The sequence below is a fragment of the Neosynechococcus sphagnicola sy1 genome, from assembly GCF_000775285.1.
GTDB classification, from domain to species: domain Bacteria; phylum Cyanobacteriota; class Cyanobacteriia; order Neosynechococcales; family Neosynechococcaceae; genus Neosynechococcus; species Neosynechococcus sphagnicola.
In genome coordinates this window covers 106,572-125,205 of sequence record NZ_JJML01000007.1, presented here as the reverse complement: position 1 = coordinate 125,205, position 18,634 = coordinate 106,572, and the positions used below count along the sequence as shown (strand labels likewise).

General features: G+C 52.6%; 16 protein-coding genes and 2 pseudogenes. 9 read left to right on the top strand and 9 right to left on the bottom strand.

Annotated features, from left to right (window positions below):
• Positions 1 to 41: 41 nt before the first annotated feature.
• On the top strand, positions 42 to 563 hold the full coding sequence (locus tag DO97_RS04025) for a LapA family protein (RefSeq protein WP_204368466.1): 522 nt from the start codon (positions 42 to 44) through the stop codon (positions 561 to 563).
• A gap of 30 nt (positions 564 to 593) precedes the next feature.
• Here DO97_RS04025 and DO97_RS24295 read toward each other — a convergent pair whose 3' ends face one another.
• On the bottom strand, positions 594 to 749 hold the full coding sequence (locus DO97_RS24295) for a hypothetical protein (RefSeq protein WP_162182931.1): 156 nt from the start codon (positions 747 to 749) through the stop codon (positions 594 to 596).
• A gap of 68 nt (positions 750 to 817) precedes the next feature.
• On the opposite strand from DO97_RS24295, the gene crtR reads away from it, so the two are divergent.
• Positions 818 to 1,741: a beta-carotene hydroxylase gene (crtR, locus tag DO97_RS04020; RefSeq protein WP_036531275.1), complete on the top strand. Its 924-nt coding sequence runs from the start codon at positions 818 to 820 to the stop codon at positions 1,739 to 1,741.
• A 35-nt stretch (positions 1,742 to 1,776) separates the two neighbouring features.
• Here the strand turns inward: crtR and DO97_RS27310 are convergent, their stop codons facing one another.
• The 7 genes and pseudogenes from DO97_RS27310 to DO97_RS03990 form a co-directional block, all read right to left on the bottom strand.
• A complete protein-coding gene (locus DO97_RS27310) occupies positions 1,777 to 2,232 on the bottom strand; it encodes a substrate-binding domain-containing protein (protein WP_275574931.1) in 456 nt (151 codons plus the stop codon).
• A 58-nt stretch (positions 2,233 to 2,290) separates the two neighbouring features.
• Positions 2,291 to 2,926, bottom strand: coding sequence for a substrate-binding domain-containing protein (locus DO97_RS27305; protein ID WP_275574930.1), 636 nt, complete (start codon positions 2,924 to 2,926; stop codon positions 2,291 to 2,293).
• A gap of 92 nt (positions 2,927 to 3,018) precedes the next feature.
• Positions 3,019 to 3,747 (bottom strand): hypothetical protein, encoded by a 729-nt coding sequence (locus DO97_RS04010; RefSeq protein WP_239651426.1) that lies wholly within the window; start codon positions 3,745 to 3,747, stop codon positions 3,019 to 3,021.
• Between the two features lie 39 nt (positions 3,748 to 3,786).
• Positions 3,787 to 5,506: pseudogene (locus tag DO97_RS04005) on the bottom strand (extracellular solute-binding protein).
• Positions 5,507 to 5,583: 77 nt separating this feature from the next.
• On the bottom strand, positions 5,584 to 6,081 hold the full coding sequence (locus DO97_RS04000; RefSeq protein WP_156120425.1) for a hypothetical protein: 498 nt from the start codon (positions 6,079 to 6,081) through the stop codon (positions 5,584 to 5,586).
• 182 nt (positions 6,082 to 6,263) lie between these two features.
• Positions 6,264 to 6,566 (bottom strand): hypothetical protein, encoded by a 303-nt coding sequence (locus tag DO97_RS03995; RefSeq protein WP_036531273.1) that lies wholly within the window; start codon positions 6,564 to 6,566, stop codon positions 6,264 to 6,266.
• Entirely contained in the window at positions 6,563 to 7,447 is an 885-nt protein-coding gene (locus tag DO97_RS03990) for a 6-carboxytetrahydropterin synthase (protein ID WP_036531272.1), read from the bottom strand. Before DO97_RS03990 ends, DO97_RS03995 begins: the two co-directional genes overlap by 4 nt.
• Before the next feature lie 446 nt (positions 7,448 to 7,893).
• Here DO97_RS03990 and rpoD point away from each other — a divergent pair, with 446 nt between their 5' ends.
• The 5 genes and pseudogenes from rpoD (at position 7,894) to DO97_RS03965 (ending at position 14,743) form a co-directional block, all read left to right on the top strand.
• On the top strand, positions 7,894 to 9,048 hold the full coding sequence (gene rpoD, locus DO97_RS03985) for an RNA polymerase sigma factor RpoD (RefSeq protein WP_036531271.1): 1,155 nt from the start codon (positions 7,894 to 7,896) through the stop codon (positions 9,046 to 9,048).
• Positions 9,049 to 9,404: 356 nt separating this feature from the next.
• Positions 9,405 to 10,220, top strand: coding sequence for a squalene/phytoene synthase family protein (locus tag DO97_RS03980; RefSeq protein WP_036531268.1), 816 nt, complete (start codon positions 9,405 to 9,407; stop codon positions 10,218 to 10,220).
• Between the two features lie 465 nt (positions 10,221 to 10,685).
• On the top strand, positions 10,686 to 12,341 hold the full coding sequence (locus DO97_RS03975) for a B12-binding domain-containing radical SAM protein (protein WP_036531267.1): 1,656 nt from the start codon (positions 10,686 to 10,688) through the stop codon (positions 12,339 to 12,341).
• A gap of 175 nt (positions 12,342 to 12,516) precedes the next feature.
• Positions 12,517 to 14,344 (top strand): annotated as a pseudogene (gene pyk / locus DO97_RS03970) (pyruvate kinase).
• A 75-nt stretch (positions 14,345 to 14,419) separates the two neighbouring features.
• Complete coding sequence (locus DO97_RS03965) at positions 14,420 to 14,743, top strand: DUF6439 family protein (RefSeq protein WP_052128349.1); 324 nt, start codon at positions 14,420 to 14,422, stop codon at positions 14,741 to 14,743.
• A 3-nt stretch (positions 14,744 to 14,746) separates the two neighbouring features.
• Here DO97_RS03965 and DO97_RS03960 read toward each other — a convergent pair whose 3' ends face one another.
• A complete protein-coding gene (locus DO97_RS03960) occupies positions 14,747 to 15,196 on the bottom strand; it encodes an ATP-binding protein (protein WP_036531265.1) in 450 nt (149 codons plus the stop codon).
• Between the two features lie 751 nt (positions 15,197 to 15,947).
• Between DO97_RS03960 and DO97_RS25840 the strand changes: the two genes are divergently transcribed.
• Together DO97_RS25840 and DO97_RS03950 are read left to right on the top strand one after the other, a co-directional pair.
• Complete coding sequence (locus DO97_RS25840) at positions 15,948 to 16,661, top strand: FAD-dependent oxidoreductase (protein ID WP_239651424.1); 714 nt, start codon at positions 15,948 to 15,950, stop codon at positions 16,659 to 16,661.
• Between the two features lie 160 nt (positions 16,662 to 16,821).
• Entirely contained in the window at positions 16,822 to 18,219 is a 1,398-nt protein-coding gene (locus DO97_RS03950) for a DUF2252 domain-containing protein (RefSeq protein ID WP_156120424.1), read from the top strand.
• The last annotated feature ends 415 nt before the right edge of the window (positions 18,220 to 18,634 follow it).

Below are 18,634 nucleotides of genomic sequence, written 5' to 3'. Positions count from 1 at the left end.
GATCAGCCTGGAGCAGTTTGCTGGTGAATCAAGGAAATGTCATGGCTGCGATTCGCTTGGGTTTATTACTGATGATGATAGGGAGTCTAACCCTCCTGATCCTGCAAAATCAGTCTCCCTATTTGCCACTGGTCTTTTTAGGGATGCGCACTCAGGCATTGCCCTTGGGGCTATGGATTTTAGTGGCGATCGCCCTGGGTGTGATCACGAGTTTGTTGTTGGCCGGTCTCTTCTGGGGCTCAAATGTCTGGGCGGCTCAAACTCTGCGATCGCAGATGCGGGAACTCACCCTGAAACTGGCTCGTTCCAGTTATCGCCCCGGCAACCCCGTCACTGACCGCTCGCCTCGGCGATCTGCCCCTGAGGAAGAGATCGAGGAGTTTGAAGATTGGGAAGACCAGGGAGCGGCAGCAGCGGCTCCAGTTGCTGATGTACCGGATAGTCCCTATGAAACCCGGCAACAGCCCCAGACAACGGTTCAGTCCGGTTCCACCTACTCCTACAGCTATCGAGACTCAAAACCCGACCGCCCTCGCCCCCCCGACCCCCCCCACGCCGGTTGAACATCCTGTTAAACCAGTGGTAGATGCTGACTATCGGGTGATCACCCCACCCCCACCCAAGTACCCCCCCACCCCCGGCAGCCCCGGAGGATGACTGGGAATTGGGGGATTCGAGCCGGGATGATTGGTAGACTCCAGGGGTTGCAATTTCCAGGGATTCCGCCACATAAAATAAGAATATTTCACAAAACTTTAATTGCTGGGTGTGCGTAGCGTATACTACCCAAGGATGAATGTTGAGGAGTAGAGCAACGATGTCGGAGGCAGAGAAGCCCCTGACAGTACTAAAGGAACTACTGGGTCCTCCGGGTGACTTCAACCCCACCCTAATCATGTTTGTGATTGCTGTGGCTCTGATCGTCCTTTCGGTTTTGGGCTACTGGCGTTGGGATTGGCCGGACTGGTGCTGTTTTGTGGTCAATGTAACAGCCTTGCACCTCGTGGGAACGGTGATTCATGATGCTTCCCATCATGTCGCTCACCGCGATCGCATCATGAATGCGGTTCTGGGGCATGGGAGCGCCTTAATTTTAGGGTTTTCATTTCCGGTATTCACCCGGGTGCATATGCAGCACCACGCCAATGTCAATGATCCAGAGAACGATCCCGATCACTACGTTTCTACGGGTGGGCCTCTGTGGTTAATTCCAGTCCGTTTCTTTTACCACGAAGTTTTTTTCTTCCAGCGGCAACTGTGGCGTCGGTTTGAACTCCTGGAATGGTTTCTCGGTCGGGCAGCCGTAGCTGTGATTGTCTTCCTGGGCTGGCAATACGGTTTTCTGGGCTACATCTTTAATTTCTGGTTTGTTCCCGCCGGTGTGGTGGGTCTGATGCTGGGGTTGTTTTTTGACTACCTTCCCCATCGGCCCCATGTGGAGCGCGATCGCTGGAAGAATGCCCGGATTTATCCCAGTCCGATCATGAATTGGTTGATCATGGGGCAGAACTATCACCTGATTCACCATCTCTGGCCTTCAATTCCCTGGTACAACTATCAGCCCGCCTACTATGCAGTCCGCCCCCTCTTAGATGCCAAGGGTTGTGATCAGTCCCTAGGGTTATTGCAAGGGAAGAGTTTCTGGAGTTTTCTCTACGATGTCTTCTTAGGAATTCGTTTCCATCGTCAACAGGCTGCCACCGCCGGAGCAGAGTCCGCTGAGGTGGCGACCAAAATTTAGTGATCACTTAGCGATCATTGAGTCATCTGAGTACTCTAATTGGCTCGTTCCCACTGTCGGAGCACTTCTGTGAGGATAGCTCCATTGGGGGTCGGCATCACCTGTCCAGTCGGTTTGACCTGCACTCCGGGAATATTTTGTTGCCAGGGACTCCCCGGAATTGTGCTCAGATCCACGGCAGGGTTGACAGGGCGAAAGCCATACTGAGCCAAGACCACTTGTTGCGGCGCTTGGGTCAAGAATTCTAGAAATTGTCGAGCGGCATCGGCAGTGCCTCCATCAACCCCTCGACGCACAATTGCAGCGGTTGAGGTGGTTTCAATGGTGGGATCCAGGTAGTAGATCTGGTAGGGTTTTTCCTGGGTGGTGCCAGATTGCTGCCAGCGATGGAGGACATTACTTTCATACACAACCGCAACATCCGCTTCATTGGCACCCCGGGTAATGAATTCTTGCAGCACCAAATCGGTGGAACGGGGCGGTTCGTACACGGACCGTTTTACCAAGCTAAACAGGGACAGAATCGGCGGTGAACTCAGGGTTACTGGGTTAAGCGCTGTACCCCCCCAGAGTAGCCTGTGCCCACAAACTCATGGTCAGTTGCCCGCCATTGGAGCGAGCTGGATCACCCATCAACAGGTCAAAACTGCCCCAAGCCGTAGGCCCTCCGATGGCGCTCCAGTTCCCCACTTTTAAGGCTTGTTCCAATCGTTGCCAGCTAAATTCTCCGGTTGGGAACAACACCTTCCCCCGTTCGGGCCAAGCGATGCCCACCATCCGGGTTTTACTAATCGGCCGGGGAGGGTCATAGAATGGTTCGCTGCCATTCTGGGTGCGCCAGCGATCGCCGAGTTCATCCAGGAGTTCCTGGTTGGCCGGAATCAACACGGTGGGTTGAAAGTCGTTGCGATCATCCAGATAGCGGTTAATCAGCTCCCGCGAACCTTGAAACTTGAGTTCTAGTTGAATCCCAGAATTTTGCCGCTCAAATTTCTGCTTCAGGGTGGGTAGCACTTCCTGTAACTCCGTGCCACTGACCACCACCACGGTACGGGTCGTCAGGGGGAAAGGGGCATAGGTCAAGCCCAACCCTGCCAGTAAAATCCCGATGGAGGTGAGGAGGCGATGGCGAACAGAGCGGGCACGAGCCGGGGCAGGTTGGAAGAGGGAAGACTGGCTGACCATTGCGTGCTTGTCCAGTGGCTCACATCAGATGGTTTTGGGGTTGTAACAGGGCGCTTCAACCGATGATTCCAGGAGGCAAGGCGGTGGCTGAATCACCTCGATACTAGCAGATCAACATTTTCCTGAACGAAGTTGAATTGATCACTGAGGGCTCGGAGTTCCAGGGTTTGACTGGTGTCGGACAGATCGGCTGTACGCAGCTTATTCTGAAGTGCCTGGAGGGTGCCTGCAGCATCTTGAATCAGAGTAGAAAGGCTAACAACCTGAGCCTGACGGGCATCCTCACCCTGGCGGGCTAAGTCAATATTCCGTTGCAGACTGGTTGCCAGTTGGAGGAAGTGATCCCGGGAGACACCAGAACTTGTCTCTAGTTTCACCTGCACCGTTGCCAGTTGCTGCTGTAAGTCCTCCAGGGAGAGGAGGGAGTCTGCCCCTTGGAGCCGCCGGGTGAGATCTTGCAGTTTTTGGGGTAATTCTCGGGTGCGATCGCAGGCATACTGCACGGTTCCTAGGAGCTCGACTTGGGCGGCGTGGGTCAGCAGTTTCGTGGCCTCGGAGCGCAGGGTTTCAGCCTTGTTAGCAAGATCTTGGGCTTGCTGACAAGCCAAATATAACTCCTGCTCAAGGGCCGGGTTGTCCAGTTCCAACACGGGGGGTTGCCGTGACTTTAACAGGGTTGCTCCGGCGATCGCGATCGCCCCCGCCACCGGTAGCATCAGCCAACTGGGAAGTTTAACCATCCGTACTCCCCCCGCGAACACAATCATGCCCGCGAGAACCGCTAGGGGATAGTTGAGAGGATTTGCCAGTCGTCTCATCATGTCGGCCCATCCATTCTGGGCAAGGAGAAGCACATAGGCTTAAAACTCCACCTGTAAATCCGCCATCAAGCGCGAGATCGTCTCCGGATCACCTTTAGAGTAATAACCTCCATTTAAGTTGGCAAGTTTTTTTCAGGGCATCGGGGTTGAAATCCCCTTCCTGGCCATACCCCACGGTAAAAAAGGCAATCCGGTCATCACTGGAAAAACCACTTTTTTGCAGTTCTGCGCCTAACTGGTTTAAAGACACCTGGGAACCGGAGTCTTCGCCATCGGTGAGGATCAGCACCGCATTGATCGCATCCGGTCGCCGATGCTGCTGCAGCCAGTTGCGGGCATAGAGGGCGGCATCATAGAGACGGGTTCCACCCCGTGCCTCCAGACTGCTGATAAATGCCAATCCCCGCGATCGCCCCTGGGGAGAGCCATCGGCCAGGATCGGGGGTCGGATCTCGCTGTCAAAATCAATCAGAGCAATCTGATCCTTAGGCCCGAGGTTGTTGATGTAACGTTGGAGGGTTTGCTGCACCGCTGGCATTTTGTTACCCTGCATCGAGCCGGAGGTGTCCACCACCACCACCACCAGAGAGGGCTTTTTGGCATAGGTTTCCCAGGACTTGAGCATGGCCGCCACCACCTCTGGCCTAGGAGGCCGTAGGGAATCGTATTGCACATTGGGGTTGACACCAAAATTCGCGGTGAACTTATTCCCCAGGGGGATGCCGGGAACACCGGGGCGCAGTCCCAAATTGGTGGCAATCTGTTGGGCTGGGGGCGATCGCAAAAAGGTAATCACTTGCTCGGCTGCGGCTTTTTCCTCCGGACTCACCCAAGGAGCCTGGGGTAGAATCCCCCGCATATTCGACGCAAAGGTAGATGGGGGATACACCGCCACATAGGGTGTCTGCTCCGGGGGGCGTTCGGTATTGGCGGCAATCACCGACGACTCATACACCGCTCCCACCGCTGCCCAGAAGGGGCCATTCTTTACCATGGCGGTGGCCAGGGCATTGGTCGATACCCCATAGCGGGTGACTTTGCTTTGAATTTTCTGGACTTGGGATTGATAGCGGTTCACATCTGCCACCGTCAGTTGCTCGGGGCGTTTGCCTGAAACCTCTACAAACTGAGCCACCAGGGTTTGCAGACCTGAATTGGAGCGGGTCGGTGCGGTTTGGACAAAATTGAGGGGAATCGGGGGGCTGGTAGGATTGAGATCTTGAAAGGTCCTGGCAGTGGTCAAGGCTTTGTAGAGAGGGTGCGCCCGCTGCAACGCTGGGGCTAGATCTGCCGGCACCATGAACACCATGGGACTGTTGGCAATCAGCGGCGAGTCTGTGATGTCAGGAATGTAGTCCTGCCCTGGGAACAGTTGGCTGAGTTGGAAGCGCAACTGACTCTGGTAAATTTCGCCATCCACGGACACCAACGTTGGAAACTGTGGATCGGTGGCAGGCACCGTTCCCGCCTTTAAGGCTTCAGCCAGCGTCAGGATGGTTGTCACCACATCTCCACTCCCCTTGGCCTCACAGGTGAGATGGAACGCCTTGCCGTCTGGTAACTTGGGCTGCTGCTGATTAAACTGAGTCGCAGCCTGAGTACAAAAGTCCTTGAGGGCACTGCCCACCAACATCTTGACCTCGAACCCCGATAAATTGGCCTGGGAAGGCGTGTCCGTCCCGGCTCGACAGGCACTCAACATCAGCAGACTCACCCAAACGCTGAGGTGGGGGAACAACCCGTGGCGCTGTTGATACATCGTCATCTTACCCATGATGATTTTGGTCGCTACTTTAATACTGAACCATCGCGAGATAAAGGCTGGGTAAAGCCCGACTACCCCGTGGCATTTCGACACTTTCTCAGTGCTGAACGCAAGTGTTGCTTTTGTTCGGAGGTCAGTAAATCGCTGCGTTGGCGTTGGGACTGTTCGAGCAGGGAACTGACCTGTTGCTGTTTATCTGCGGGGAGTTGTAAGGTCGCGATCGCCCGTTTGAGGTTACGATCCGCCTTGATGGCCTGCCGCAACTGCTGCTGTTGGTTGGCATCTAACACCGCCTCAACTTGCTGCAACTCTTTTCGGGTTAACGCTTTCATCTGAGCCTTTTGTTCATCGCTCAGTTGGAGTTGTTCCCGTGCCTGGATTTTACACTTCTCCATCGCTGCCGATGACTCGCGGGGGACTCCGGCGGCTGTAGCCATGGGTGAACTGGTGGGCGATCTCTGCCCAGATCCTGCTGCCAAATTGGTAAGGCGCTGACATCCAGTTGTCAGGACTACGAAAGCCAGGGTACTCCCTAGTATTGGCATCAACCGAGGAACCTGAATAGCCATGGGCAACATCCTAGGGATTTCCTGTCAGCCTGCACTTTAACACCCCTGATACCTTTCTGGCACTCTACCGCCCCATGGTGCCTGAACTTGGGGACTATTCCAAGACTTTTGGATCGGTTAAAAAACCTCAAAAATAACTCTCTTTAAACTTCTTGAGCCATCAACTAAAAGTTGTCAACATCCTAGTCTGACGAGTCTGAGGCATCGACGGCACCATCTCGGCGTAACAAGTAGTCAACCACTCGCTCCATCCGCTCCATGGCAGCGTTGGTAGAATTGACGTGAACTTCCATTCGCTCTACCACTTGGGTCAATTTAACCTGAGCCTCTGCCAAACCCACTTGGGCATGAGACAGCTGCTCCATCATTTGGGTCAGACTCTTTTGCCCCTGAGCTAGTTGGGCAATCACCTGGGTATTCGTCTCCACAATTTCCACTAGTTGTTCTAGCCGTTGGTCATCTGTCCCTTCTCCCTCAGCGGTCACACACCCACCCCGATTCTCATGGGTTCACGGTCGCGTTGTTGCAGTATGCTGGACTCAGGCGCAGCGTCCGTACAATAGACTTCGCAGGAATTATTGGGGCTTTCGACCAGTTTGATTTTGTGCAGCTTTGCCCCCAAGGCTTGAATGGGCTGCTGTAGGATATCTCGGATATACACCGCAATGTGCTCAGCCGTCGGGACGATCGCTGCAAAATAAGGGATGTCCAGGTTCAAAAAGGTGTGATCCAGGGGCTCCAGCACCTGATCGGTAATCACCTGATGTAGGGCTCCCAACTCGACCACCATGCCGGTACGGGGATCCATTTCACCTTTAACCGTGACTTCCAGATGGTAATTATGCCCGTGACCATTGGGTCGGGCGCACTTGCCATAGATCTTGCAGTTGTCTTCATAGCTGAGGTCAGGGCGAGCCAGCCGATGGGCTGCACTAAAATGGGTGCTGACTGAGAGATATGCTTCCATGCCGTTTCCTTGATAATCCGCCCAAAGTTCCGGGTGCTCAAACAATTGAATCTGTGCTAGCGGGAGGTAGGGAGCCAGACGGTGCCAGATGACCCGTGCCAAATTCTCAGTGGTGGGTAGCGTTTGGTGAAATTCTGGCCACACGTCGTTTAAATAGGAGAAATCCAACTGACTGGTGACTTCTCGCTTGATCACCCGCTTGACATCCGAAAGATTCAGTACCATGCCGTATTCATCTAGATCCCCAGCCAGTGCCACGTATAAGACATAGTTGTGGCCATGGCCGGGGGCACGATGGCAGGCTCCAAATTGGCGGGCATTTTCTGCATCACTCCATTCCGGTAACCAGTAGCGGTGACTGGCGGAAAATTGAGCACGGCGGTGAATGATACATTTCATGACCCGCAGGGAATCCTTGTGTAAAGTTCTGCAAATCCACTTTTCTTCAGGATAACGGTTATGAGGTGTATTTGAGCAAGGTTTCCCCATCGCCCAGATGACATTTGTTGTGAAGAAAGGCTAACTTAGCACCACACCCCTACTCCAGCGCTAGGATGAATACGAACCGTGCAACTTCAGCCAGAAACGCTAGAATCAGGGGGGTCTTCACCCTATCCAGGCTGTGTCTTGGGGGTAGAGCATTCCTAAGCATTAACTGGGCTAGCGAGAGGCCTGTTGAACAAGCTAAATCTCCTATGCTCAACTCGTTACCAGAGAACAAAGGCTGCTTAGGAGCCTTATGACTGACTCGATTCTTTAGAACAATCCATCACAATCAACCAGTTTTTCTAGATTCGGTTGATTAACTTTGCAAAGTTTTAATTAAGGAGCATGAGGAACTCGGCATGACCCAGGCCAACGACGTACTCGACACCCCCTATCAGCTAGAAGCCCCCGATCAACCTGAAACTGATTTAGAGAGTTATGACGGTGAGTTCAATTTAGAAGATCTAGCTGATCAGGATGATCCGTTGGAACCCCAAGCTGATGAAGATGAGGCGAAGGCTGGGAAGCCGCGTTCCACCCGTCGTCGTGCCCAGACCAAGCGCAAACACTACACAGAAGACTCCATCCGTCTCTATTTGCAAGAAATTGGTCGCATTCGCCTCTTGCGCGCCGATGAGGAAATTGAGTTGGCGCGCAAGATTGCTGACTTACTAGAACTGGAACGGGTTCGGGAGCGGTTGATGGATCAACTCGATCGGGAGCCCTACGATGAGGAGTGGGCCAATGCCGTAAATATGCCCTTCCCAGCGTTTCGCTACCGTCTGCACTTAGGTCGGCGTGCCAAGGACAAAATGGTGCAGTCCAACCTCCGTTTGGTGGTTTCCATTGCCAAAAAATATATGAATCGGGGGCTGTCGTTCCAAGATTTGATCCAGGAAGGAAGTCTGGGGTTAATTCGGGCGGCTGAGAAGTTTGATCACGAAAAGGGCTACAAGTTCTCTACCTACGCCACTTGGTGGATTCGTCAGGCCATTACCCGGGCGATCGCCGATCAATCCCGCACCATTCGCCTGCCAGTGCACCTCTATGAGACCATCTCTCGCATTAAGAAAACGACAAAGTTGCTGTCTCAAGAAATGGGCCGTAAGCCCACGGAGGAAGAGATCGCCACTCGCATGGAAATGACCATTGAGAAGCTGCGATTTATCGCCAAATCTGCCCAATTACCTATTTCCCTGGAAACCCCCATTGGCAAGGAAGAAGATTCGCGCCTGGGTGACTTTATTGAATCCGATGGCGAAACTCCCGAGGATCAGGTGTCGAAAAACCTGCTGCGGGAAGATTTGGAAAGTGTTTTGGATACGCTGAGTCCTCGGGAGCGGGATGTCCTACGCCTCCGCTATGGTCTTGATGACGGACGGATGAAAACCTTGGAAGAAATTGGTCAAATCTTCAACGTCACCCGGGAACGTATTCGTCAGATTGAGGCCAAGGCTCTGCGCAAGTTGCGCCATCCCAACCGCAACAGTGTCTTGAAGGAATACATCCGCTAGGGCGATCGCGATTAATCACAGCCCTTGAGCAGTCAGCCATCCCTTGCCCCTGGGTTCACGACGGATATCATAGTCCGGGGTAAGTAGATAAATGTGGGTATTGACTTGACTGCTCCCTGATAATTCTGAGTTCTTACTGTCAAGTCCTCGTAAAATCCTTATACACTGGCAAGATACACTGACAGGGTAGACTCACTGGAAGGTACTCTCCTAGTGAATGGTTGACATTTCGAGGGAATACTGACATTGTTCTCAACGATTGGACATTGTGGCAGCTATCTTGACAGTATCTGGTTGGGGCCTCATACATTAGAAGGCAAATCCGGTATAAAGATCTCAGACAGAGGAGTGACCTGATGAATTTGTGTGGTGATGCGCTAGAGATTCTGAAAGCAACCAGTCGGACATTCTATATCCCGATTAGCCGACTACCCTTGGGGTTACAAGAAGCCGTTGCCTCGGCATATTTGTGTATGCGTGCCATTGACGAAATTGAAGATCATCCTGATCTGGATAACGCCACCAAAGCAAAACTGCTACGGATGATCAGCTTAACGCTCCAGGCCGCTGTAGATGGGTCAACGATTAAAGACTTTCCCTTGGGGTGGGGCATTCACCAAAGTATGCTGCCGGAGGTATCGGTACGGATTGGAGAATGGGCAGTCCTAGCACCAGCGACGATCGCTCCCCGCATTTGGGAGGCGACGGCAGCCATGTCAGACCGCATGGCCTATTGGGCCGCCAGTGACTGGGAAATTCATACCGAGGCAGACTTTGATCGCTACACCTTTGGGGTGGCAGGGGCAGTCGGCTTGCTGCTCTCTGATTTGTGGGGCTGGTATGACGGTACCCAGACCAATCGCAGCTATGCAGTTGGCTTCGGTCGGGGCTTGCAAGCGGTGAATATTCTTCGGAACCGTCGCGAAGATCTGGCACGGGGCGTTGACTTCTTCCCCGATGGTTGGACGGAAGCCCAGGTTCATGACTACACCCGCCGCAATTTGGATCTGGCTGATGCCTATACGCGATCGCTCCCTCTGGGGCCAGCACTGGACTTTTGCCAAATTCCCCTGACCTTGGCCTATGCCACCTTGGATGCCCTGGTTCAGGGTCAGGATAAGCTCAGTCGCAGTGCAGTAATGGCACTGATTGAACAGGTCTCTTGCCAGTAAACCTTTGTGAGTCAGCGACGTCAGCACTCCGATCACTGTTAGACACTTCCAACTTCCAACCTGCGTTCCAGGTGGAAAATGCTTGGATGTCTCCTGTGCTCCCCTGCTGCCCACTGCTGTCTGACATGGAGTCGTCACTGGATTCCTGTCCAGCGGTTAGAGGTTATCAGCGTCCCGAGATCGGCCACCCCATTCATCAGTCCCTGCTACAGCCAGCTAAAACCATGGGTAAGCTGACAGGGGAAGGGTTGCTTTCAGGCTTCATAGTGTTACAAGAGGGATAATGCCAATTGGACTGTCATCGACTGGGTAGACGCCACCAGCCAATCACATCGCCAAAGCACCCGGAACAGGTGAGATCGGTCATTGGCAGGGATGTTGCGACTGATAATTTGTTAAGTTCTGTGGCTCAAATGCCGTTGGCAAGCGTCATTAGATTCTGATGTTAAGTAGGAGAAATCCTGAATGACTCATGACCTGCAATCCTTTGAGCAGTCAGTGCCGGAACGTACTGGCGATCGCGTCCCCTATCGTCCCCGAAATCATCGAAACGTCCTCTGCATTTTTCCAAAATACAGCCGTTCCTTTGGAACCTTTCACCATGCCTATCCCTTGATGGGTCGGGTTCGGGCTTTTATGCCGCCCCAGGGAATTCTACTGGTTGCTGCCTATCTGCCCCAAGAATGGAACGTCCGCTTCGTTGATGAAAACATTCGCCCGACCACTCGTGCAGACTACCAATGGGCGGATGTGGTGATTGTTAGTGGGATGCATATCCAGCGTCCCCAAATGAATCAAATCAATACCCTCGCCCATCGCTTTAGCAAGATTACAGTGATCGGCGGCCCTTCTGTTTCCGGCTGTCCGGAATACTACCCGGACTTCGATATTTTGCACTTAGGGGAGTTGGGAGATGCCACCGATCAAATGATTGAGTATCTTGATCAGCAGGTCGAGCGCCCCCCGCAACAACTGCGATTTGAGACCCAAGAACGTCTGCCCCTCGACCAGTTTCCAGTTCCGGCCTACCACTTACTCAACCTCAACCAGTATTTTATTGCCAGTGTGCAATTCTCTAGCGGTTGTCCTTACCGCTGTGAATTTTGTGATATTCCGGAACTTTACGGCCGTAATCCCCGCCTGAAGGCACCGGAACAGGTATTGCGGGAATTAGATGCCATGCTGGAGTCGGGCAACCCCGGTGCGGTTTACTTTGTGGATGACAACTTCGTCGGCAACCGCCGTGCGGTGACGGAGTTATTGCCTCACCTCGTCCGCTGGCAAAAACAAAACGGGTATCCACTCCAATTTGCCTGCGAAGCCACCCTCAATCTCGCTCAAAGCCCGAAGCTTCTAGAGCTGATGCGAGAAGCCTACTTTACAACGGTGTTTTGTGGAATTGAGACCCCTGAAACAGAGGCGCTGCAGTCGATCTCCAAAGACCATAATCTCAGTATGCCGATTCTGGACGCGGTGAAGATCCTGAACCGCTATGGCATGGAGGTGGTTTCGGGAATCATTTTAGGACTGGATACCGACACACCAGAAACCGCCGATCGCATCCTCGATTTCATCCGGATTTCTAATATCCCCATGTTGACCATCAATGTCCTGCAAGCCCTACCGCGTACCCCCCTGTGGCGGCGACTGGAACAGGCAGGACGTCTGGTGTCAGAGGAAGGACGAGAGTCCAATGTCGAATTTTTGATGCCCTATGAGCAAGTGATTGAAATGTGGCGGCGTTGTATTACCACAGCCTACGAGCCAGAGTTTCTCTATCAGCGGTTTGCTTACAACGTCGAGCATACCTATGCCAACCGTATCATCGTTCCCAACAGTCCCGCCCGGGTTTCCTGGACCAATATTCGTCGGGGGCTGATGCTATTGGGTAACATTCTCCTACGAGTGGGGCTGTTGAGTGACTATCGCCAGACGTTCTGGCAGATGGCTGCCCCCGCCCTGAAAACTGGCAAGATTGAACAGGTGATCAAGATAGGTCTGACCGCCCATCATCTGATTAAATTTTCCCAGGAGTGCGCTAGAGGGGAGGAGTCAGCCTCCTTCTACTCTCAGAAGCTGCGGCAATCTCAGCAGTCTCAAGTGGAAGCGTTACAGAGATAGTTGCCGAGACGAAATCGGACTGGGAGTTCTGCTGCTTTATTATCGAGGGTTCCTGGAACCCGAATACAATTCTATTACCAGTGTTGTTTGAGGTAACCCCGAAGCTGTAGAGTAAAGCTCGGCAGATCGGCTTGTTTCACAGTCTGAGTTCTGTTTCTGATTTTCGGCTTTTTCCATGCAACGGTCAAACTCTCAGCGTCGGACAAAAATTGTCGCCACAATTGGTCCAGCAACCAGTAGCCCAGAAGTTCTCAGGGCTCTGGTCGAGGCAGGGGCAACGACCCTCCGTCTCAATTTCTCCCACGGTACCCATGATGACCATCAGCGATGTATCCGGCTGATTCGGCAAACATCCTTTGAACTCAACCAACCTGTTGGGATTCTCCAAGACTTGCAGGGGCCGAAAATTCGTCTGGGTCGTTTTGAAACCGGGTCGATCGTCTTAAAAAACGGGAGACCCCTTCATCTTGACGAGTCAGCGGGTTGCGGGAACCCAAACTATCAGTTCCGTCACCTATGAGCTGCTAGCAGACGAAGTGCCTGAAGGGTCAAAGATCATGCTGGATGATGGTCGGGTGGAAATGTCGGTGGAAAAGGTAGACCGCAGCCAGCGGGAATTACACTGTCGTGTCACCGTCGGTGGGACGCTGTCCAATAACAAAGGTGTTAACTTCCCAGGGGTCTATCTCTCCATCAAGGCATTAACGGATAAAGACCGGAAGGATCTCGTTTTTGGGCTAGATCAGGGGGTGGACTGGGTGGCCCTCAGCTTTGTGCGCAATCCTCAAGATGTGCTGGAAATTAAGGAATTGATCTCCAGTGCTGGTAAAAATGTGCCCGTGATTGCCAAGATCGAGAAGCATGAAGCGATCGAGCAGATGGAGATTATCCTCTCGGTGTGTGATGGGGTGATGGTTGCCCGAGGCGATCTGGGGGTAGAGGTACCCGCAGAAGAGGTACCGATCTTACAAAAACGCCTGATTGCAACGGCCAACCGCCTGGGAATTCCGGTGATTACCGCTACACAAATGCTGGATAGCATGGTGGGCAATCCCCGACCGACCCGTGCGGAAATTTCTGATGTTGCCAATGCCATTCTGGATGGGACGGATGCAGTCATGCTCTCTAACGAGACTGCGGTCGGTCATTATCCTGTGGAAGCGGTTGCTACCATGGCTCGCATTGCTGAACGCATCGAGCAAGAATATCATTCTCCCGCCACCAAATCCCGGGAAGAGGTTGCCTACCCGATCCTAGACCGTAGCCATCGGCGCGTCGGCCAGGAGCGGCCTAAGGGTCGACGGGTTGCCATCCCGGATGCCATCAGCCGTGCTGTGGGGGAAATTGCCAGCCAACTGGAGGCTGCGGCAATTATGACCCTAACCAAGACAGGCGCTACCGCTCGTAATGTCTCCAAGTTCCGACCCAAGACACCGATTCTCGCAATTACTCCCCATGTGGATGTTGCTCGACAGCTACAACTGGTTTGGGGTGTGAAACCGCTGCTAGTTCTGGATTTACCCTCCACGGGGCAAACCTTCCAGGCGGCGTTGAATGTTGCTCAGGAGAAACACTTGTTGGCTGAGGGAGAGTTGGTGGTCATGACAGCGGGCACTCTCCAAGGTGTTTCTGGTTCGACGGATTTGATTAAGGTAGAAGTCGTGACGGCCATTCTGGGTAAAGGCTTGGCCTTGGGGCAGGGGTCAGTCAGTGGACGGGCGCGAGTGGCCCATAATATCCTGGAGATCAGTAACTTCCACCCTGGGGAGATCCTGGTTGTCCCTTCCACCAGTGCAGATTTCGTGGAGGCGATTCGGAAGGCAGCGGGGATTATTACCGAAGATGATAGTTTGACCAGCCATGCTGCGGTGATTGGTCTGCGGTTGGGTGTCCCTGTAATTGTTGGGGTTAAGAATGCCACGACGGTGATTCGAGACGGTGAGATCCTGACCCTGGATATGCAGCGAGGGCTGGTTTACTCGGGAGCTGTGGGGATGAGCTAACCATGAGAACTTGTTTGAAAATTCAATGCTGGGTGTCATTAGCCCCGGCAATCCATACAAGGAGTATCCAGAGCCATGACCATTGATTCCACCACCGTTCGGCCAGATCGTCTGGTTGCAGAACTCAGTGCCCTCGAAGTGGCCCAAGTATTAGCAGAGCGATTAATGATTACGGATCGGGACTGGCACCGATTGAAGTCCAATCGTCAGGCACGCGCCCAAGAACAGGCTGCAACCGCCTTGGTTTTCTTGCTGAGTACCCAACCAGAGGAAGCCCTGTTGCGACTGCAACAAGCTTGTGGATGGCTCGATCGCTCCCTTTCTGCGCCCCCTTGCCCCACCCACGGTCACAAGCAACCAACACCGCACTCCGATCATCGCTCCCTGGAAGCAGGCTAGGCTTTAGTAAAGTAGCGGCAGTCGGGAAAAGCGCGTCACTTGTTTACAGAGTCGTAACTCTCGATCGGCTTGGTTCCAGTGAACTTGGTCAAAAATCTGGTGAAGAATGTACAGACCCCGTCCTGATTCTTGTTCTGCTTGGGGCAGACTACAGGTACCGTGACCCCTCCAGCATTCGGGTGGGTCAAATCCCCCTCCCTGATCTGAGATCACCCACCAGCAAGTTCCTTCTTTAACCGAATAACGAACCAGCACCGTCTTGCTGGGATCAAGGTTGTTGCCATGTTTGGCAGCGTTCACCAAGGCTTCTTGTAAGCCTAATCTGATTTCAGGTTGCCAGCGTTCTGGAATTCCAGAGAGCAGCAAGTCTAGAACCGGGCAGAGGTACAAGGTGGAAGCAAAACTAACCGTACTCCAGTTTCGCCCCGTCGAACCTAGGGAGATGGCAATCACGCAAAAAACTCCGTAGCTTTTCTGTATTAGACCCAGGCTTACTGAACCGTAACCCTGTAAATAGCTGAGCCGCTCGATTGCATTCAACCTTCAATCAACAAATTATGTTGAGAACACTTGAGAAGGGTCTATCTACCCTTATAAGAATTTTTGGGACTTAATTTTGTAGCCATTGTAGCAAAATTATCGGCTCTCCTGAGCCATTCCTAGGGTGACATGGCAGTTGCAGGGCGACAGACAATGAGTCAAGATCTGGTGCTGGTGGGAGGGGGACATAGTCATGCGATCTTACTGCGACGGTGGGGAGCCGCTCCGCTGCCGGGGGTAAGGTTGACCCTGATCAGTGACGCAACTCGCACCCCCTATTCCGGCATGTTACCGGGGTACGTGGCGGGTTTTTACCCCGAGGAAGCCTGTCACATTGACCTGCTTGCGTTGGCTGAGTTTGCTGGGGCACGCCTGATGATTGATCGGGCAATGGGGTTGGATTTAGCTAACCAACGGGTGCTGTGTGTCCATCATCCTGGGATCAGCTTTGACATCCTTTCCATTGATATTGGCAGTACACCCACCTATCCCCAGGAGTTCGCTGGGGAGTACAGTCTCCCGGTGAAGCCTGTTCCCCAGTTTCTCAAGGGCTGGCAACAGTTTTTGCAGGCGATCGCCCAAGCAGAGGCCCAACATCAGGTTCCCCCTCACTGTATCGGCATTGTCGGGGGGGGGGTCAGGGGGGGTGGAGCTGGCGCTGGCGATGCAAACCCAGCTCCAGCAATTGTTGCCAGAAGCAGGTACGACTCAGCCAGAATTGCATTTGTTTCACCGTTCGCAGCAACTGTTGTCGCATCACAATCCCTGGGTGCAACGCTCTCTGTACAAGATTCTCTGCGATCGCGGCATTCAAGTGCACCTGGGTGAAACGGTGACCCAGGTCAACTCTCTCGGGGATCTCCCGCCCTTGGAGGTTGCCTGTGAGTCTGGACTCACCGTCCCCTGCGATCGCCTGTTCTGGGTCACCCAGGCAGCAGCTCCGGCTTGGTTAGGAGCCTCTGGGTTGATGGTTGATCCTTTAGGATTTATTTGGGTGCAGGACACGCTGCAATCAGTGTCTCACCCCCAGGTATTGGCCGCCGGGGACATTGCTACTCTGGTCAATCGTCCCTGCCCGAAATCGGGAGTGTTTGCCGTGCGCCAGGGGAAACCCTTGTTTGATAACCTGCGCTGCCTGCTGACCGGGAAACCCCTACGACCCTATCGTCCACAACAACAGGCCCTCAGCTTGATTGGTATTGGGACTCAGGGTCGGTCGCCATTGGTTTCTTCTCCGATGGCGGTGGCTTCTTGGGGAGGGTGGGGCTGGGGGCCAAGCACGGCTCTCTGGTGCTGGAAAGACTGGGTTGATCGGCGCTTTATGGCGCAATTTCCCGTGAGCCATCCCCAAAACCAAGGGTTAGATTTGCAGCCATGATTTTTATAATTCTTATCGAAAAAAGGATCACTCAGGTGATTTAGAAGACGCTGGGTGAGTACATGATCCGTGTTATTTCTAGGTTGATTATTGTTTGCTTGCAGTTGATTGCTGGCTAACATTCAAACTTATTTCAACCCTGTATTTTCACCTTAATCCTATGGGAATCAAATTCTCTCCTAAGAAGTTTCTGGCGATCGCCTTCCTCAGTTTGCTAGCACTGCTGCTCTGGTATCTTTGGCCTGCGAATGCCGCCTCCTCTCGATATTCCTGGGTTGTGAGCGAGATTTATAACTTTAACCACCCCTATAAGGCTCAGCTCCCCCAAGAACTGGCAACTAAAATGCAACGAATGAGTACAAATGCCTTTGCATTTTATCGAGGTACGGCTCACCTCTTCTACAAAGACATGACGACGCTACCAGCCTCTAGCTTTGTCAACAGTTCTACCAATTATGTCTGGTTAGAAGGGGATATGCACCTGCAAAACATGGGTGCGTTTCGAGATAGTAGTGACAATGATATTTTTGATGTCACTGATTTTGATGAAGCCTATCTCGGATCTTATACCTGGGATCTGCGCCGGATGGCCGTTAGTATTATGCTGGCAGCAAAGGCCAATGGGATTGGCAGTAGTGATCGCCAGGATGTGGTGCGATCCTTCTTAGATGCTTACTTTGACAAGATCAAGGACTTTAAGGGTACCAATGATGAACTTTCCTATCGCCTGAATACGGGCAATACGAGCGGTTATGTCAAGGATTTAATTCAAGGGGTTGCTGGGGAAAGTCGCAGCAGTTTCCTGAGTAAATATACAACAGTAAATGCTTCAGGGAGTCGCCTATTTAAGGTAACTCCTGGTGAGCTAGAATATGTTTCTAGTTCAACCTCCAGTAGTATTCTGGCGGCGATGACGGGCTATGTCAATTCCATTCCCAGTAGTAAGCGTTATAGCAGCAGTTACTATACGGTTAAAGATATCCGTCTGAAGCTAGGATCGGGAATTGGCAGTCTGGGTAAGTATCGTTACTATGTCCTGATCGAAGGCCCTAGTGCCTCTACTAGTGATGATGTGATTCTGCAAATGAAACAGGAATCTAGCAGTGCAGTTGCGATCGCGGCTCCCGGTCGCTTGCCAGCTTCACAATATGGCTACCATGAGGGGCAACGGGTGACGATCAGTACCAAGGCCATGCTTACGAACACAGATGTGTTATTAGGGTATGCCACTATTAGCGGTGTACCTTATATGGTGCGGGAAAAGTCACCCTACCAGGTTGATTTTGACTACACACAACTGACCAGCAAATCAAAATTTACCGATGCCGTAACCTATATGGGGAAGGCCATGGCTAAAGATCATGCCCTCGCTGATAAGGATTACAATGCGGCGATCGTTTCCTACAGCCAGGATAAAGAAGTTACCGATATTGTGGATGGGAACCGAGGAACATTCAAGGATGAAATGATTGCCTTTACCTTAGATTACACGACGCAGGTAGAAAATGATTACAACAGCTTTCTCAGCGCTTACCAATCAGGAACTACCCTGTATTAAACTGACGAATTAGCTGGGACAATAACGCTAATTAATCTAACTATTCTCCCAGCGTCATTAGATATTTCTCCACTAGATCAGCTTCTTTCATGACCTTTACTGCTGCATCTAGTGGAGCGACTTCACCTGGTTGTTTTAAGAGGATGTTTTAAAAGTCTTTCAGGGTGTGTTTCACCACCCTAGCTACCTAGAAGCTAATACGAGAGAATCAGGGTTCCAGGGTTTGCGATCGCGCCTCTGAGTTGTATTTAAGGCTAAAGCCTACCCTTTTAAAACATCCTCTAAGAGGCAACCCATTGCTTGAATGATCTCTGGCAGAAACGGGCTGATCTTCACCCGTAGGGCTCTGTCATGGGCGATCGCCGGAAATCGGTCAGCCCCAGCGGAGGGTTGACGCCAATGATCATCGCAGCTC

Bases quoted from the DNA above. Each gene is read 5' to 3' on its own strand.
- DO97_RS03950 (WP_156120424.1), top strand. From the start codon at position 16,822: ATGGGAATCAAATTCTCTCCTAAGAAGTTTCTGGCGATCGCCTTCCTC.
- DO97_RS03975 (WP_036531267.1), top strand. From the start codon at position 10,686: ATGACTCATGACCTGCAATCCTTTGAGCAGTCAGTGCCGGAACGTACT.
- DO97_RS03980 (WP_036531268.1), top strand. From the start codon at position 9,405: ATGAATTTGTGTGGTGATGCGCTAGAGATTCTGAAAGCAACCAGTCGG.
- DO97_RS03990 (WP_036531272.1), bottom strand. From the start codon at position 7,447: ATGAAATGTATCATTCACCGCCGTGCTCAATTTTCCGCCAGTCACCGC.
- DO97_RS04000 (WP_156120425.1), bottom strand. From the start codon at position 6,081: ATGGCTATTCAGGTTCCTCGGTTGATGCCAATACTAGGGAGTACCCTG.
- rpoD (WP_036531271.1), top strand. From the start codon at position 7,894: ATGACCCAGGCCAACGACGTACTCGACACCCCCTATCAGCTAGAAGCC.
- crtR (WP_036531275.1), top strand. From the start codon at position 818: ATGTCGGAGGCAGAGAAGCCCCTGACAGTACTAAAGGAACTACTGGGT.
- DO97_RS03965 (WP_052128349.1), top strand. From the start codon at position 14,420: ATGACCATTGATTCCACCACCGTTCGGCCAGATCGTCTGGTTGCAGAA.
- DO97_RS27305 (WP_275574930.1), bottom strand. From the start codon at position 2,926: ATGGTCAGCCAGTCTTCCCTCTTCCAACCTGCCCCGGCTCGTGCCCGC.
- DO97_RS04025 (WP_204368466.1), top strand. From the start codon at position 42: ATGGCTGCGATTCGCTTGGGTTTATTACTGATGATGATAGGGAGTCTA.
- DO97_RS25840 (WP_239651424.1), top strand. From the start codon at position 15,948: ATGCAAACCCAGCTCCAGCAATTGTTGCCAGAAGCAGGTACGACTCAG.
- DO97_RS04010 (WP_239651426.1), bottom strand. From the start codon at position 3,747: ATGATGAGACGACTGGCAAATCCTCTCAACTATCCCCTAGCGGTTCTC.